Here is a 13149-nt window from a genome sequence, read left to right as displayed (position 1 = left end):
AACAACCTCTGGAAGGCTGCTCATGACCACCACCCGCAGGGTCCCGATGTGGATCGCGATCGCCGCCGTCTCGGTGCCGGTCTTCATGGCCTCGCTCGACAACCTGGTCGTCACCAACGCCCTGCCCGTGATGCAGGCGGATCTCGGTGCGACCATCGAGGACCTCCAGTGGTTCCTCAACGCGTACTCGCTGTCCTTCGCGAGCCTCATCCTCATGGCGGTCGCGCTCGGCGATCGTCTCGGCCGCAAGCGGGTGTTCCTCGCGGGCATCGCGATCTTCACCGCCGCGTCGGTCGCATGCGCGCTTGCCACAACCCCCGAGGCGCTCATCGCGGCCCGTGTGGTCCAGGGCGCCGGTGGAGCGGCGGTGCTCCCACTGTCGCTCGCGCTGCTCGCCGGCGCGGTGCCCGACAGGATGCGCGCCGCGGCGATCGGCATCTGGGGCGGCGTCGCAGGCCTGGGCGTCGCGCTCGGCCCGCTCATCGGCGGCGCCGTGGTCGAGGGGCTCAGCTGGCACGCGATCTTCTGGCTCAACGTGCCGATCGGCATCGTCGCCTTGGCCGTCGGCGCGTGGTCGCTGCCCGAGGCCAAGGGTGCCAGGGCGCGGCTCGACCTCACGGGCCTCGTGCTCGTGGTGACGGGCGTGTTCGCCCTGGTCTTCGGCATCGTCCGGGGAAACGACGCGGGCTGGACCAGCGGTCAGGTGCTCGCCGGCCTCATCGGCGGAGGCGTGCTGCTGGTCGCCTTCGTGGCCTGGGAGGCCCGCACCCGCGAGCCGCTCATGCCGCTGGGCCTGTTCCGCGACCGCAGCTTCTCCGGCGCCAACGCGGTCGCGGTGCTGTTCAGCATCGGCATCTTCGGCGCGATCTTCATCCTCATCCAGTTCATGCAGGTCGTGCAGGGCGAGTCGCCCCTGGACGCGGGCATCAAGACGATGCCGTGGACCATGGCGCCGCTCGTCGTCGCCCCGCTGTCTGGCCTCATCGCGCCGAGGGTCGGCACGCGGACGCTCATCGTCACCGGGACGATGCTGCAGGCCGTCGGCCTCGCGTGGTTCGCCTCGGTCCTCGCGCCCGACGTCGCCTATTCGACGATGATCCCCGGCTTCGTCGCGGCCGGAGTGGGGATGGGTCTCGTGTTCGCGCCCTCGGCCACCGCGGTCCTCGCGCACATGGCGCCCGAGAACCACGCCAAGGCGTCCGGCACCAACACGACCCTGAGGGAGATCGGGGTGGCGCTCGGCGTCGCGATCCTCACGGCGGTCTTCACCGGCGCGGGCGGCGACTTCACGCCGACCGAGTACACCGATGCCGCCATCCCCGCGCTGTGGGTCGGCGTCGGATTCCTCGTGCTCGCGACCCTCGCGGGACTGGCTCTTCCGGCCGGGAAGGGGACCCCCGAGTCGTCCGAGGGCGGCGCGCAGGGCGTGGCGATGGCCGAGCCCGAGCCCGCCCTGGTGCCGGCCCGGCGACCCGTGGCCTGACGCATCGTCCCTGGACAAGGGCGGGACGGGGATCATCCCTCGTCCCGCCCTGTCGCGTGCCGCGCCGATGTCAGGGCCCGGACGTACCCTGATTCAATCGTGCGAACCCGGACACGCGCGGTGAAGGAGTCGGTCATGCCCGAACTCGCGATCGAGACCGCCGGTCTCACCAAGATCTATGGCAAGCAGCGCGCCGTCGACGCGATCGACCTCGCGATCCCCAGCGGCGGCGTCCACGGATTCCTCGGCCCCAACGGGGCCGGGAAGACCACCACGATCCGCATGCTCGCCACATTGATCCGCCCCGATGCGGGCTCGGCGAGGGTGCTCGGCCACGACATCGTCCGTGCCTCCGACGAGGTCCGCTCGCGCGTCGCGCTCACGGGCCAGTTCGCGTCGGTCGACGAGGACCTCGGCGGCCGCGAGAACCTCCGTCTGCTCGCGAAGCTCTACGGCTTCCGCGGGGCGGGCGCGACCCGGCGGGCCGACGAGCTGCTCGGGGCCTTCGGGCTCGAGGACGCCGCCGACCGGCAGGTGAAGAAGTACTCGGGCGGCATGCGGCGTCGTATCGACATCGCCGCGTCGCTCGTCGTCACGCCCGAGCTGCTGTTCCTCGACGAGCCGACCACGGGGCTCGACCCGCGCAGCCGGATCGAGGTGTGGGACATCGTGCGCGCGCTCGTCGCGCACGGCACCACCGTGATGCTCACGACGCAGTACCTGGACGAGGCGGACCAGCTCGCGGGTCGCATCTCGGTGATCGACTCGGGACGGATCATCGCGGAGGGCGCGTCGTCGGAGCTCAAGGCCTCCGTCGGCTCGGGATCGCTGCACGTGCGCGTCATGCACCGCGCGGACCTCGCGGCCGTGCGCGAGATCCTGGTGCGCGAGCTCCAGATCGAGGTGGAGACCACGTCCGATCCGCACGGACTGGTCGCCGCGCTCGAGGACCGCTCGCGCGTGACCGCGGCGCTGACGGCGATCGAGTCCTCGGGCCTCGAGCTCGCGCAGTTCTCGCTCGGCCAGCCGACGCTCGACGAGGTGTTCCTGGCCCTCACCGGGCACGCCGCCGACGGCTCGGACGACTCGGCCGCCGAGGAGGTGGCGGCATGAGCGCCCCCTCCGCGTCGGGAACGACGGCGACGCCCGCATCGTCCGCGGCCAAGGCGCCGACGATCGCCGAGGCGCTGACCTCGGGCACCCGTCCGCCGAGACCGACGGCGATGTCTACGTCGATGACGTTCGGCTGGCGAGCGCTGCTCAAGATCAAGCACGTGCCCGAGCAGCTGTTCGACGTCACGGTCTTCCCCGTGATGATGACGCTGCTGTTCACGTACCTGTTCGGCGGCGCGCTCGCGGGCTCCGTGCAGGACTACATCGCGTACCTCGCGCCGGGCGTGCTCGTGCAGTCGGTCCTGTTCATCACGATGTACACGGGCACGACGCTCCGGACCGACATCGACCGCGGCGTCTTCGACCGGTTCCGTTCGCTGCCGATCTGGCGGCCCTCGGCGCTCGTGGGGATGCTGCTGGGCGATGCCGTGCGGTTCGCGGTGGCCTCGGGCATCACCGCGGCCGTGTGCCTCGCGATCGGCTGGCGGCCGGGCGGGGGAGTCGTGGGTGTGCTCGCGGGCATCGGGCTCGTGCTGATCTTCGCCTTCGCGCTGGGCTGGATCTGGACGTTCCTGTCGATGATCCTGCGCACGCCCGGCGCGATCATGGGCGTCGCGAGCTTCGTGCTGATGCCGCTCCTGTTCGGCTCGAACATCTTCGTCGACCCGTCGACCATGCCCGGCTGGCTCCAGGCCTGGGTCGACGTCAACCCGGTGTCCCACCTGGTCACGGCCGTGCGCGCGCTCATGGACGGCACGCCCGTCGGCGCGGAGGTCGGCTGGTCGCTCATGTGGTCCGCGGGGCTCGTGGCCGTGTTCGGGTCCCTCACGATGTGGCGGTACCAGGATCCTCAGTGACGATGCGTCGGCGAGCTCGGCCCGCCCCACCCGCCCGCGTCACGCCGGCGCAATTGCCCACGTCCCGCCGCCCCGGTGAAGTCGACAGCCCCGCAGTAGGTTGGAGGGGAGCTCGGGAGGCGGCGGTCGCCTCCGAAGGATGGTCCATGGTGAGGACGGAGTCGCGCAGGGACGAGGCGCGCTACCGGGCCGCCGAGCGGGCGGTCTGGGAGCGGCGCGGGATCGTCCCCGAGGAGCACTGGATCGAGGTCCGCGACCTCGGGATCCGCGTGCGGGCTCTCGTGCACGGCGAGGGCCGCCCCGTCGTCTTCGTCCACGGCAACCCGACCGCGGGAGGGGTCTTCGTGCCGCTCGCCGCGGCGCTGCCCGGCATACGCGCGATCGTCGTGGACCGCCCCGGCTGCGGGCTGAGCGACCCGATGAGCTACGACGGGATCACCCCCGAGGGCCTGCACGAGTCCGCCGCGGCGTACCTCGAGGCGGTCATCCTGGCGCTCGCGGGCGACCGGGCGGATCTGGTGGGCAACTCCGCGGGAGGCATGGCGGCGCTCGTGACCGCGGCGCGCAGGCCCGAGCGCGTGCACACCGTGGTGCTCGAGGGCGTGCCCTCCGTCGAGGGGATGCGGCTGCCGTGGCTGATGCGCGCGGCGACCGTGGGGCCCGTGGCGGGCGTCGCCTCCCGGCACGACGTCAAGGCGCGCGAGTTGAAGGCCTCGCTGCGCGCGATGGGCCACGGCGACACGCTCGACTCGGGCGGCGTCTCGCGCGAGGACCTTGACTACCGCCTCGCGGTCTCGCGCTTCTCGGACACCTATCGCAACGACCTCGACCTGCTCGGCCGCGCGGCGTCGTGGCGGGGGCCTCGGCCGGGCTGGGTGCCGCGCGCGTCCGACCTCGAGGCCGTCGCGGCACCGACCCTGTGGCTCACCGGCGAGCACGACCCGTTCACGCCGCCGGGAGGCGTCGGCGCGTGGGCGGCGCGGATGCCGCGCGCGACCGTGCACGTGCTGGCGGGGCAGGGGCATCAGCCGTGGATCGACGACCCCGAGGGGCACGCGGAGACGATCGCGCGGTGGTGGGAGTCCCTGGCCGCGTAGTCTCGCCCCATGTCCCTCGAGTCGCTGTTCCTGCGCGTCGACCGCTTCGCGGGCGGTCGCGACGCCCACATCGTGATCCCGGAGGAGTCGCGCACGCACCCGAAGACGCGCCGCGCGTTCAGGTGGATCATGTGGCTGCTCGTGTTCGAGCTGGTGCTCGGGTTCGGGGCCGTGGTGTTCGCGGTATGGCAGTTCTCGCAGGGCGAGGCGATCCCGTTCGCGGTGTGGATGCGCACGCTCGTGGTGCTTGCGATGACGGCGACGCTGTTCTACTTCGCGTGGCGCGCGATGCTCGGCTGGCGGTGGGCGTACCAGCGGCTGCGCCTGTTCGCGCAGATCTTCCCCGTGATCACGCTGGTGCTGGCCGCGATCCCGGACCTTTACCCGACTTGGATGGTCACCGAGCAGATCATCTTCAGCCTCGTGATGATCGGCGTCGCGGACTTCCTCACGAGCGATCACATGCGCGCCGCGTACCGCAAGTCCGAGGTGGAGGCGGTCTAGCCTCCGCGGGCATCACGCCTCGAAATGAAGGCCGGGCAGGGCCATACTCGTGGGGTGAGCACCTCCGTCCACGTCCCGCGCGCCGCGCGCTTCCGCCAGGCGGAGGTGGCGATGTGGGCGCACCGCGGACTGCGCCCCGAGGAGCGCTGGGTCACGGTCGAGGAGCTCGGCATCCGCGTGCGTGCACTCGTGCACGGCGAGGGAAGGCCGGTCGTGTTCGTGCACGGCACCGCGAAGGCCGCCGGGGTGTGGGCGCCGCTCGTCGCCCAGATGCCGGGGATCAAGGCGATCGTCCTGGACCGACCCGGGTGCGGGCTGAGCGACCCGCTGCCCCGGATGAAGGTCTCGCCAGAGGGCGTGCGTCGCGCGGTCGACGCGTACCTCACGACGGTCATCGACGAGCTCGCGGACGGTCGCGCCGACGTGGTTGGCAACTCCGCGGGAGGGATGGTCGCGCTCACCTACGCGGCGATCCGTCCGGACAAGGTGCGCACCGTCATCGTCGAAGGAGTTCCCGCGGTCGAGGGGATGACCCTCCCGCTGCCCCTGCACGCGCCCCGGCTCAGCGCGCTGCAGCGCGTGATCGTGAACTACCGCGTCTCGGAGAGGGAGCTCAAGCTCGCGTTCCGGCTCGTCGGTCACGGCGACATGGTCGCCACGAAGTGGATGCCACCCGTGGACGTCGCGTGGCGCATCGCGCTCGCGCGCCACACCGACACGTACCGCAACGAGATGGCGATGCTCGGCCAGACCGTGACGGCGGCGGGTCCGCGGCCCGGCTGGGCGACGTCGCTCGACGAGCTCGAGAGCATCGAGGCGCCCGCGCTGTGGCTCATCGGCAAGCGCGACCCCTTCACGCCGAAGGTCGGCGTCGAGTCGTGGGCCGAGCGGATGCCGCATTCGACGCTGCACGTGATGCCGAGGCAGGGCCATGAGCCGTGGATGGACGATGCGGCGGGCAACGCCGGCATGATCGACCAGTGGTGGCGGGAGATCGGGGAAGGGCCCGGCCTCCTGGACGGTTGAGACGGTCATGGAGCGACTGAGCCTTGAGCACGACGGGCGCGCCGTCGGCTGGTACGACGCTGGCACGGGCGGGGGCGATGCGCTCGCCCTGATCTGGCACCACGGCTCGCCGAATATCGGGGAGCCTCCCGAGCCGCTGTTCTCGCTCGCCGACGAGCTCGGGATCCGCATGTTGGGTTTCGACCGGCCCGGGTACGGCGGCTCCGACGCGATGCCCGCGCGCTCCGTCGCCGACATCGCGCCGCTCGCGGAGGCCGTGGCGGACGCGGCGGGGGCCGAGCGATTCGCGGTCGTCGGGCACTCGGGTGGCGGGCCGCACGCGCTCGCGTGCGCCGCGCTGCTGCCCTCGCGCGTCAGCGCCGTGGTGACCCTCGCCGGTGTGGCGCCGCTCGTCGCGCCAGAGGACGGGCCGTCGGGGCTCGGGACCTCGTGGTGGGACGGGATGCATTCCGTCGGCACCGCTGAGCTCAAGGCCGCCCTCAAGGGAGGCGAGGCGCTCGAGGAGCTGCTGGCCAGTGAGGAGTGGGACCCCTCGACCTTCACCGATCGCGATCTCGAGGCCCTCGACGGGCGCTGGAGCTGGTTCAACCGGATCGCGGCCGCGGGGGTCGAGACGGGTGTCGGCGGGCTCGTGGCGGACGACCTGGCCTTCGTGAGGCCGTGGGGCTTCTCGGTGACCGACGTGACCGCCTCCACCCGCATCGTCCAGGGAGACGAGGACCGCATCGTCCCTGTGCAGCACGGCGGCTGGCTCGCTGAGGCCGTGCCCGAGGCCGAGTACCAGGTGCGTTCAGGGGACGGCCACCTGACGGTCGTGGACGCCGCATTCGAGGCGCTCGAATGGATCGCGGAACGGCGCTGACGAGTTCGTGTGGTAGCGGTCAGCAGGTGCCGCGAATCGGGTCCATCATGGACAGGTGAGCAGCTCTGCAGAACTCGAGGAACGCAAGTACTTCTCCACGATCGAGGACGCGATTGCCGACTGGCAGCCGCCGCTCGACAACATCACCGCCATTCGTGACGCGGTACGGGGACTCGAGTACGAGCATGTTTACATCCCTGCGACCCGGGAGTTCATCGCTCTTGAGGCCGCTGCGGGCGCCGGGATCGTGGGGTACGTGCTCCACGACTTCGTCTCCCTTCAACCTCTGAACGGAGACAAGATGATGGTTCCGCTGCCTGTGGCAGGTACTCCCCAGCCCGAGCCTGTGAAGAAGAGGGCGAAGCCGAAGAAGATCAACCCCGTGGACGTGGTGCACAACCTGTGCCCCACCTGTTTCACGGCGTTGCCAGCGACCGGGATCTGCGCCTACTGCGAGTAGCGCTTCCCGTCCTGCGCTGGCTTGAGGCGGGTCTCGCTCCGCCCTGTGCCCTCCGCGAGGGTCCTGGGTTCCTCTCCGTGCGGATTCCCAGGCGATTCTGACCCCCAGATTCCTCTGAGCGGGGTCCCCGTCGCGTACCGTCGTCCCCGTGCGTGAGATCTGGGACCGGCTGTGGGCCGATGTGACCACCGACATCGTGGCGTCGCCGCAGGCCGCGCTGATCCCGCTCGCGGTGGTGGTCGGCGTCCTTGCCGTGCCGTCGCTGTGGCACCTGGCGCGCCATGTGGTGACGATCTTCCACGAGGCGGGTCACGGGTTCGTGGCGACGCTGACCGGGCGACGCGTGCGCGGGATCCGGCTCCACTCGGACACGTCCGGCCTGACGGAGTCGGTGGGCCAGGAGAAGCGGCTTCCGCTGTCGCTCATGGCGTTCGCGGGCTATCCCGCGCCCGGCGTGCTCGGGATCGGAGCGGCGGCGCTCATCGCCGCGGGGTATCCGCTCGCTCTGCTGTGGATCGTGGTCGTGGTGCTGCTGCTCGTGCTGGTGCAGATCCGGAACTTCTACGGCTTCCTTGTGATGGTGCTCGCGCTCGCGGCCACCGTGGCGGTCGCCTGGTACGCGCCGACCGAGTGGCGTGTGGGCGTGGCATACGGCGTGGCGTGGCTGCTGCTGCTCGGGGCTGTGAGGGCCGTCGTGGAGCTCGGTGGCTCTCGGCGCCGCGGTGGGGCCGCCGGGTCCGACGCCGATGCGCTCGCGAGGCTCACGCGCGTGCCCGGGGGAGTGTGGGTGGCGCTGTTCTGGCTCGTGACCGTGGGGTGCGCGGTCGGTGGGGCGTGGCTGATGCTGGCGGGGCTGCTGCCTGAGTAGTGCCGTGGCTGCTTCGCGCTAGCCGTCGAGGCAGTAGCCGTTCAGGTCGCAGTCGACGAGCTTGCTGTGGACGGTGCGCACCTCGAGCGTCTGCGTGGCCGAGGTGCTCGTGATGGTGCCGTCGATGTCGATCCAGCTGCCGCCGTCGATGCTGTAGCTGCCCGCCCAGGTGGTCTCGAGGGCGATGCTGGCCTCGCTGGACTGGGCCGTGTAGGTGTGGCTGACGGTGTCATTGGGGTACGGCTGGCCTGGGTCCGTGGTGGTCGTGCTCTCGCCGTCGCCCCAGGTCCATGTGTAGTTCGTCGGCGTGGCCCGGATGCGGACAGGGACACCGAGAAGTGTGCGGTTGACGATGACGGGCTCGGGGTCGACGTAGACGATGGTCGGGACGGTCGAGTAGACCCAGCCTTGGTCGGGCTGGATGGTGTGGTCCGGGACGCCCGGCTCGAGAGAGGCCCACGCTTCGTAGGTCGCCGACGCCACCTGCGCTGTCGTCGGCCCCGTCTCGAGGCATGCAATCCACTCGAGGTAGGTCCACGCGCCCCACGCGTCGGCAGTAGATGCGCGTGTCCTAACAAACCGAGCGGCGTTTGCGAGTCGATCTTCAGGACATTCGACGTAGACAGGGGCGACGTAACTGCACAAGGGATCGAGCGTCTCCTCGGACGGTCCGCAGACGACGATCTTGTATTGGTACTGCGTTTGGGCCGCACTTGACGTGGTGCCGTTGCCTGGCTCGTTTGATCCGCCGGCCCCGACTTCGTAGGCATCGCCGTCATCCTGGGTTCTGCCCCCGAGGCTGTCCCACTCCGACTCGGCCGACGCGGGTGCGGCGACTGCTAGGCAGGCCAGGAACGCCGCGCAGGTGGCGAAGCTTCTACAGATCATCGACGACAACGCCCTCAACGCGCCAGATCGAGTCGTCGAGTCGCATGCGGGCCGAGATGGCGAACTCGCCGGGAGCCGAGCCTCCGAGCGACATGCCTGCAGCATCGACGTACTCGAACGCAGTCTGCTGCACGTTCATCTTCACGATCACGACGTTGTCCGTATCCGTATCCGCGGCGGCAGAGATGGAGGTCGCATCCACTTCGATTGCGCCGGACTCGAGGTGGCCTTCGGCGATCTCTAGCCTGTCGAAGTCGCTGAGCAGATCTGCGCAGAACTCACATGATGGAAGTGAGAGCGCCTCAATCGCAGTTGAGTCGGGAATCTTCAGAGCCGCGGCATACTCCTCCAGAAAGAACTGCATCATGAGGGCCGCGCCCTGCGCCGTCTGCTGGCTGGCGCCCTCCGGCGCCATCGCCAGCAGTTCTTCGTCACTCAGCGCGGTGGGGCTTGGGGAAGGCGACGAGGGCTTGGTCGAAGAGCTAGCGCTCGTAGTCCCGACGGTCGGCGACGGCTCCTCGGTGACCACGCCATCGGACCCGGTGCATCCCGCGAGCAGTGCGCCGCAGAGTGCGGCTACCGCAAGCGCGAACCCGCGTGTCCGTTTTGTCCCCGTCATGCGGTGACACTAACGCGACGGGAGTCGCCTCGGAAGGTCAGTTCGCGACGCTGTGGATAGCAGTGGTTGGGAGGGAGCGCGGCAGGGCAGAGACCTGCGGGCGGCCTCTACGTGCGGTGTTCGCTCCAGTGCTTCTCAAGCCAGCCGATGTGCTCGTCCTGCAGGTCTACTTCGAGGTTGCGGCCGTGCAGTCCTGCGTACTGCGGGTAGGGCTCCAGTTCGGGCGCCACATCCACCGCGAGCGAAGTCGGATCGACCGCGAGTCCGCCGTCGTCGAAGAGTTTGTGGATGTCTCGCCGGAGCATGAGTCCGCCATGTTCGTGGTGCTCACCGAGGTCGGCATAGCTGTAGAGGTGCCCCGCCTCGAGCACTCGCTTTGGCGCAGATCCAGTGAAGGCGCAACGTTCGCCGAAGAGGCTCAGGATTCGCTTCCGGAACTGCTGTTGCCCGCGCCGGACGCGCACGACTGACTGAGTGTGCCCCGATCTCATGGGGCTCACTTCAATCTGCTGGTTCACCTCTGCGAACTCGGGCGTTCTGCTCGCGACTCTCTCGATTGCTCGGGTGGCGCCGTTGTCGGAGATCGCGTCTTGGAGGGCCTCCCAGTCCATGCTTCGCATGCTGTGCTGGCTGGCAGGTGAGAGGCATAGGCTTCGCAGCTGCGGGCCATCAAGCAGTCCGTCCAGCGACGTCCAGGCGGCGTCGTGTCGCGACTGGTACTGCGTGACGGGAACGGTCTCTGCGACGGGCGTCTCGAACTCCGCGTAGCACTTTTGGCACTTGAAGCGAGGGCTCTTGGTGATTCGCTCGCTGATGTTCGTGCGGCCGCATTCAGGGCACCGGGACCGAATCTTCGTGGACTCGGTCTTGTCGATTTGCTCAATGACGGAGATGCCCAGGAGCCGCTCTTTGTCCCAGAGTGCGATTCGATCCCCGACGGCGATCTCCGCATGGTTCTTCACGGTGCTGTCCCAGCTGTAGAAGACGTCTGCCTCGTCCTCGTAGCCGGAATTTCCCCCGTACTGGCGGTTCTCGCCGGCGGCGAGCAGCAGCCACGCTTGGGGGTGCCGCGGCGATTCCATGGCTGCAGCTTCGCAGCTCGATGACTTCCTTACAAGAACCTGGAATATCGCGTCGCAAGCTGGCGTGCCAATGACGGGGGCGCTGGAGCATCGTCCTGTCGGGGCAGAATGGCCTGCCGCGGCTCTCCGGCGAGCCTTGGCGGAGGCTCCAGCTGTCGGGCGTATAGTTGCAATTACCAGGAAAGACGCTACGCAACTGGGTCAAGTCCTCTCGGCGTCGTCAGGTTGGCAGGCTTCCTGTTGATATCGTCAAGCGACCGCAAACTCGACAGGTCTCCTTGCAAGGTAGCCTGTCGAAGTCGTACGGTGGAAGCATGAACGACACCCCCGACGAGACGCTCGAGGCCGCCCGCCGCCTCCGTCTCGCGACCAATCGCATCCGGCGCCTCACGCGCCAGGCCGGCGAGCCTGCAGGGGTCACCAGATCGCAAGAGGTGGTCCTTCTCGTCCTGAGACGAGAGGGCCCGCTCAGCACCGCCGAGCTCGCCGAGATCGAGCGCGTCCGCCCCCAGTCGATGGGAGAGATCGTCCGCGGCCTCGCCGCGATCGGCATGGTCACCAAGGAGCCGCATCCCACCGACGGGCGCCGCGAGCTCGTCAACCTCACCCGCGTCGGCCGGGCCGTCGTCGAGCGCACCAGCGCCTCGCGCGACGCCGAGCTGGCCACCCTCATCGAAAGCCGCCTGGACAAAGACGACCGTGCGACCCTCGACAGTGCCCTGGAGGTGCTCGAGCGGTTGGCGGCCGAGAGGTGACGCCCGCCGAGGAAGCCGCAAGAGACAGAAGCGCGCAGGAAAGGGCCGAGCGCACCGGCTTCGGCCCGCGCTTCGCCTTCGCCGCGCTTACGGGCCCGGCCCTCAACCCGCTCAACACCACGATGATCGCGGTGGCGCTCGTCCCGATCGCGGAGGCCACGGGCGTCAGCACCGCCACGGCATTGTGGCTGGTAGCGGGCCTCTATCTGGTTTCGAGCGTCGGCCAGCCGACCTGGGGTCGCCTCGCCGATCTGTTCGGCCCGCGCCGCGTCTACCTCCTCGGCCTCGCGTTCGCGGCGCTGGGCGGATTGATCCCCGCCTTCGTTCCGACGTTCGGGGGAGTGCTCGCCGCGCGCATGCTCATCGGCCTGGGCACGTCGGCGCAGTACCCCGCCGCGATGGCACTCATCTCCGACCAGGAGGCCCGCCTCAAGCGCGAGCCCCCTCACTCGCTCCTCGCGACCCTCACGCTCGCGAGCCTCGTCTCCATCTCCGTCGGCCCGGTCCTCGGTGGGCTGCTCGTCCACTTCTTCAGCTGGCGTGCGATCTTCCTGGTCAACGTGCCCGCCGCGCTCGTCATCTCGGCCCTCGCCCTGCGCTACCTGCCGCCCGACCGCTCACGCCCGGCTGGCGTTGGTCGCCGCGACCTGCCGCTTCACGCCGCCCTGGACATCCCCGGCATCGTCCTGTTTGCAGGGACGACGGTGTCCTCCCTGGTCTTCCTCCTCGACATCGAGGAGGGCCTGTGGGGCCTGCTCCCCGTCGCGCTCGCTTTCGGGACGATGCTGGTGCTGTGGGAGCGCCGCGCCCGTCGCCCCTTCGTGGACGTGAGGATGCTCGCGAGGAACGGTGCCCTCAGCCGCACGTATCTGCGGTTCTTCCTCAGCTACATCGGGATCTTCGCGGTCATGTACAGCGTCTCCCCGTGGCTCCAGGAGGCACGTGGCTACGACGCCGACATCGTCGGCTGGATGCTGCTGCCGTCGGCGCTGCTCGCGATCGGCGCCAACCGGATGGTCGCGCGCGTGCCGAAGCCCCGGCTCGCGCTCGCCATCGCGGCCGCGATCCAGATCGCGGGCGGTCTGCTGCTGTGGCTCCTCCATAGCGAGACCGAGCTGTGGCTCGTCATCGCGGTCGTCGCGCTGTTCGGGATCCCTCAGGGCCTGATCGCAGTCTCCAACCAGGCGGTGCTGTACCGGCAGGCGCCGGTGGGTCAGGTCGGCATCGCCTCGGGCCTGTCGCGGACGTTCCTCCAGGTGGGCGCGATGACCGCGTCGGCGCTCATCGCGATCGTCGTCGGCGCGGTGCCTTCGGACGCGGGACTGCACCGCATCGGCATCGTGATCGCGATCGCCTCGACACTCGTGCTTGCCCTGGTGCTATGGGACCGCTCGCTCGCTACCGCAGCGGATACGAGGGACGTCGACTTCGCGGACTGACGCGCGGGCGGGCCGAACTTGCGGTGCAAAGGCCCCGGATGCACCTCCGGCCGGGACCGTCGGGGGCGACGGCTCCGGCCGGGTGTTGCGGTGCGC

Annotated in this window: 14 protein-coding genes; 11 read left to right on the top strand and 3 right to left on the bottom strand. The window is 69.7% G+C overall.

Translation table 11 applies throughout. The features are described 5' to 3' along the window. The first annotated feature begins 22 nt into the window (after window positions 1-22). The 9 genes from B7K23_RS14615 to B7K23_RS14575 all read left to right on the top strand — a co-directional run bounded on the left by B7K23_RS14615 (window position 23) and on the right by B7K23_RS14575 (window position 8270). Window positions 23-1483, top strand: coding sequence for a DHA2 family efflux MFS transporter permease subunit (locus tag B7K23_RS14615; protein ID WP_084127416.1), 1461 nt, complete (start codon window positions 23-25; stop codon window positions 1481-1483). Between the two features lie 135 nt (window positions 1484-1618). Next, the gene (locus tag B7K23_RS14610; RefSeq protein ID WP_084127415.1) at window positions 1619-2596 is read left to right on the top strand and encodes an ATP-binding cassette domain-containing protein; all 978 of its coding nucleotides are present in this window, start codon (window positions 1619-1621) and stop codon (window positions 2594-2596) included. Further along, window positions 2593-3453 carry an ABC transporter permease gene (locus tag B7K23_RS14605; RefSeq protein WP_084127414.1) on the top strand — a complete coding sequence of 287 codons (861 nt, stop codon included), beginning with the start codon at window positions 2593-2595 and terminating at the stop codon, window positions 3451-3453. The genes B7K23_RS14610 and B7K23_RS14605 overlap by 4 nt, the downstream gene beginning before the upstream one ends. A gap of 146 nt (window positions 3454-3599) precedes the next feature. After that, window positions 3600-4550 carry an alpha/beta fold hydrolase gene (locus tag B7K23_RS14600; RefSeq protein ID WP_159451443.1) on the top strand — a complete coding sequence of 317 codons (951 nt, stop codon included), beginning with the start codon at window positions 3600-3602 and terminating at the stop codon, window positions 4548-4550. A 9-nt stretch (window positions 4551-4559) separates the two neighbouring features. Further along, the gene (locus tag B7K23_RS14595) at window positions 4560-5054 is read left to right on the top strand and encodes a hypothetical protein (RefSeq protein WP_084127412.1); all 495 of its coding nucleotides are present in this window, start codon (window positions 4560-4562) and stop codon (window positions 5052-5054) included. Window positions 5055-5108: 54 nt separating this feature from the next. Then, a complete protein-coding gene (locus B7K23_RS14590; RefSeq protein ID WP_159451442.1) occupies window positions 5109-6080 on the top strand; it encodes an alpha/beta fold hydrolase in 972 nt (323 codons plus the stop codon). A 7-nt stretch (window positions 6081-6087) separates the two neighbouring features. Continuing rightward, window positions 6088-6942, top strand: coding sequence for an alpha/beta fold hydrolase (locus B7K23_RS14585; protein WP_084127410.1), 855 nt, complete (start codon window positions 6088-6090; stop codon window positions 6940-6942). A 55-nt stretch (window positions 6943-6997) separates the two neighbouring features. Next, a complete protein-coding gene (locus B7K23_RS14580; RefSeq protein ID WP_084127409.1) occupies window positions 6998-7402 on the top strand; it encodes a hypothetical protein in 405 nt (134 codons plus the stop codon). 148 nt (window positions 7403-7550) lie between these two features. Further along, window positions 7551-8270 (top strand): M50 family metallopeptidase, encoded by a 720-nt coding sequence (locus B7K23_RS14575; protein WP_084127408.1) that lies wholly within the window; start codon window positions 7551-7553, stop codon window positions 8268-8270. Window positions 8271-8288: 18 nt separating this feature from the next. On the opposite strand, the gene B7K23_RS14570 is transcribed toward B7K23_RS14575, so the two are convergent. The 3 genes from B7K23_RS14570 to B7K23_RS14560 form a co-directional block, all read right to left on the bottom strand. Continuing rightward, window positions 8289-8753 (bottom strand): hypothetical protein, encoded by a 465-nt coding sequence (locus B7K23_RS14570; protein WP_084127407.1) that lies wholly within the window; start codon window positions 8751-8753, stop codon window positions 8289-8291. A gap of 394 nt (window positions 8754-9147) precedes the next feature. Beyond that, window positions 9148-9777 (bottom strand): DUF6318 family protein, encoded by a 630-nt coding sequence (locus tag B7K23_RS14565; RefSeq protein WP_143338323.1) that lies wholly within the window; start codon window positions 9775-9777, stop codon window positions 9148-9150. Between the two features lie 107 nt (window positions 9778-9884). Continuing rightward, window positions 9885-10859 carry an HNH endonuclease signature motif containing protein gene (locus B7K23_RS14560; protein WP_084127405.1) on the bottom strand — a complete coding sequence of 325 codons (975 nt, stop codon included), beginning with the start codon at window positions 10857-10859 and terminating at the stop codon, window positions 9885-9887. 314 nt (window positions 10860-11173) lie between these two features. Here B7K23_RS14560 and B7K23_RS14555 point away from each other — a divergent pair, with 314 nt between their 5' ends. Continuing rightward, window positions 11174-11614, top strand: coding sequence for a MarR family winged helix-turn-helix transcriptional regulator (locus tag B7K23_RS14555; protein WP_084127404.1), 441 nt, complete (start codon window positions 11174-11176; stop codon window positions 11612-11614). Next, a complete protein-coding gene (locus B7K23_RS14550; protein WP_084127403.1) occupies window positions 11611-13053 on the top strand; it encodes an MFS transporter in 1443 nt (480 codons plus the stop codon). Before B7K23_RS14555 ends, B7K23_RS14550 begins: the two co-directional genes overlap by 4 nt. The last annotated feature ends 96 nt before the right edge of the window (window positions 13054-13149 follow it).

Origin of the sequence: Demequina sp. NBRC 110054 (assembly GCF_002090115.1) — a bacterium.
Classification (GTDB): Bacteria; Actinomycetota; Actinomycetes; order Actinomycetales; family Demequinaceae; genus Demequina.
Note: the sequence above shows the minus strand (reverse complement) of the source record. Positions and strands in the feature narration are given on the sequence as shown.

Excerpts from the sequence above, each read along its gene's own strand:
- B7K23_RS14615 (WP_084127416.1), top strand. The coding sequence starts at position 23 with ATGACCACCACCCGCAGGGTCCCGATGTGGATCGCGATCGCCGCCGTC.
- B7K23_RS14610 (WP_084127415.1), top strand. The coding sequence starts at position 1,619 with ATGCCCGAACTCGCGATCGAGACCGCCGGTCTCACCAAGATCTATGGC.
- B7K23_RS14605 (WP_084127414.1), top strand. The coding sequence starts at position 2,593 with ATGAGCGCCCCCTCCGCGTCGGGAACGACGGCGACGCCCGCATCGTCC.
- B7K23_RS14600 (WP_159451443.1), top strand. The coding sequence starts at position 3,600 with ATGGTGAGGACGGAGTCGCGCAGGGACGAGGCGCGCTACCGGGCCGCC.
- B7K23_RS14595 (WP_084127412.1), top strand. The coding sequence starts at position 4,560 with ATGTCCCTCGAGTCGCTGTTCCTGCGCGTCGACCGCTTCGCGGGCGGT.
- B7K23_RS14585 (WP_084127410.1), top strand. The coding sequence starts at position 6,088 with ATGGAGCGACTGAGCCTTGAGCACGACGGGCGCGCCGTCGGCTGGTAC.
- B7K23_RS14565 (WP_143338323.1), bottom strand. The coding sequence starts at position 9,777 with ATGACGGGGACAAAACGGACACGCGGGTTCGCGCTTGCGGTAGCCGCA.
- B7K23_RS14560 (WP_084127405.1), bottom strand. The coding sequence starts at position 10,859 with ATGGAATCGCCGCGGCACCCCCAAGCGTGGCTGCTGCTCGCCGCCGGC.
- B7K23_RS14555 (WP_084127404.1), top strand. The coding sequence starts at position 11,174 with ATGAACGACACCCCCGACGAGACGCTCGAGGCCGCCCGCCGCCTCCGT.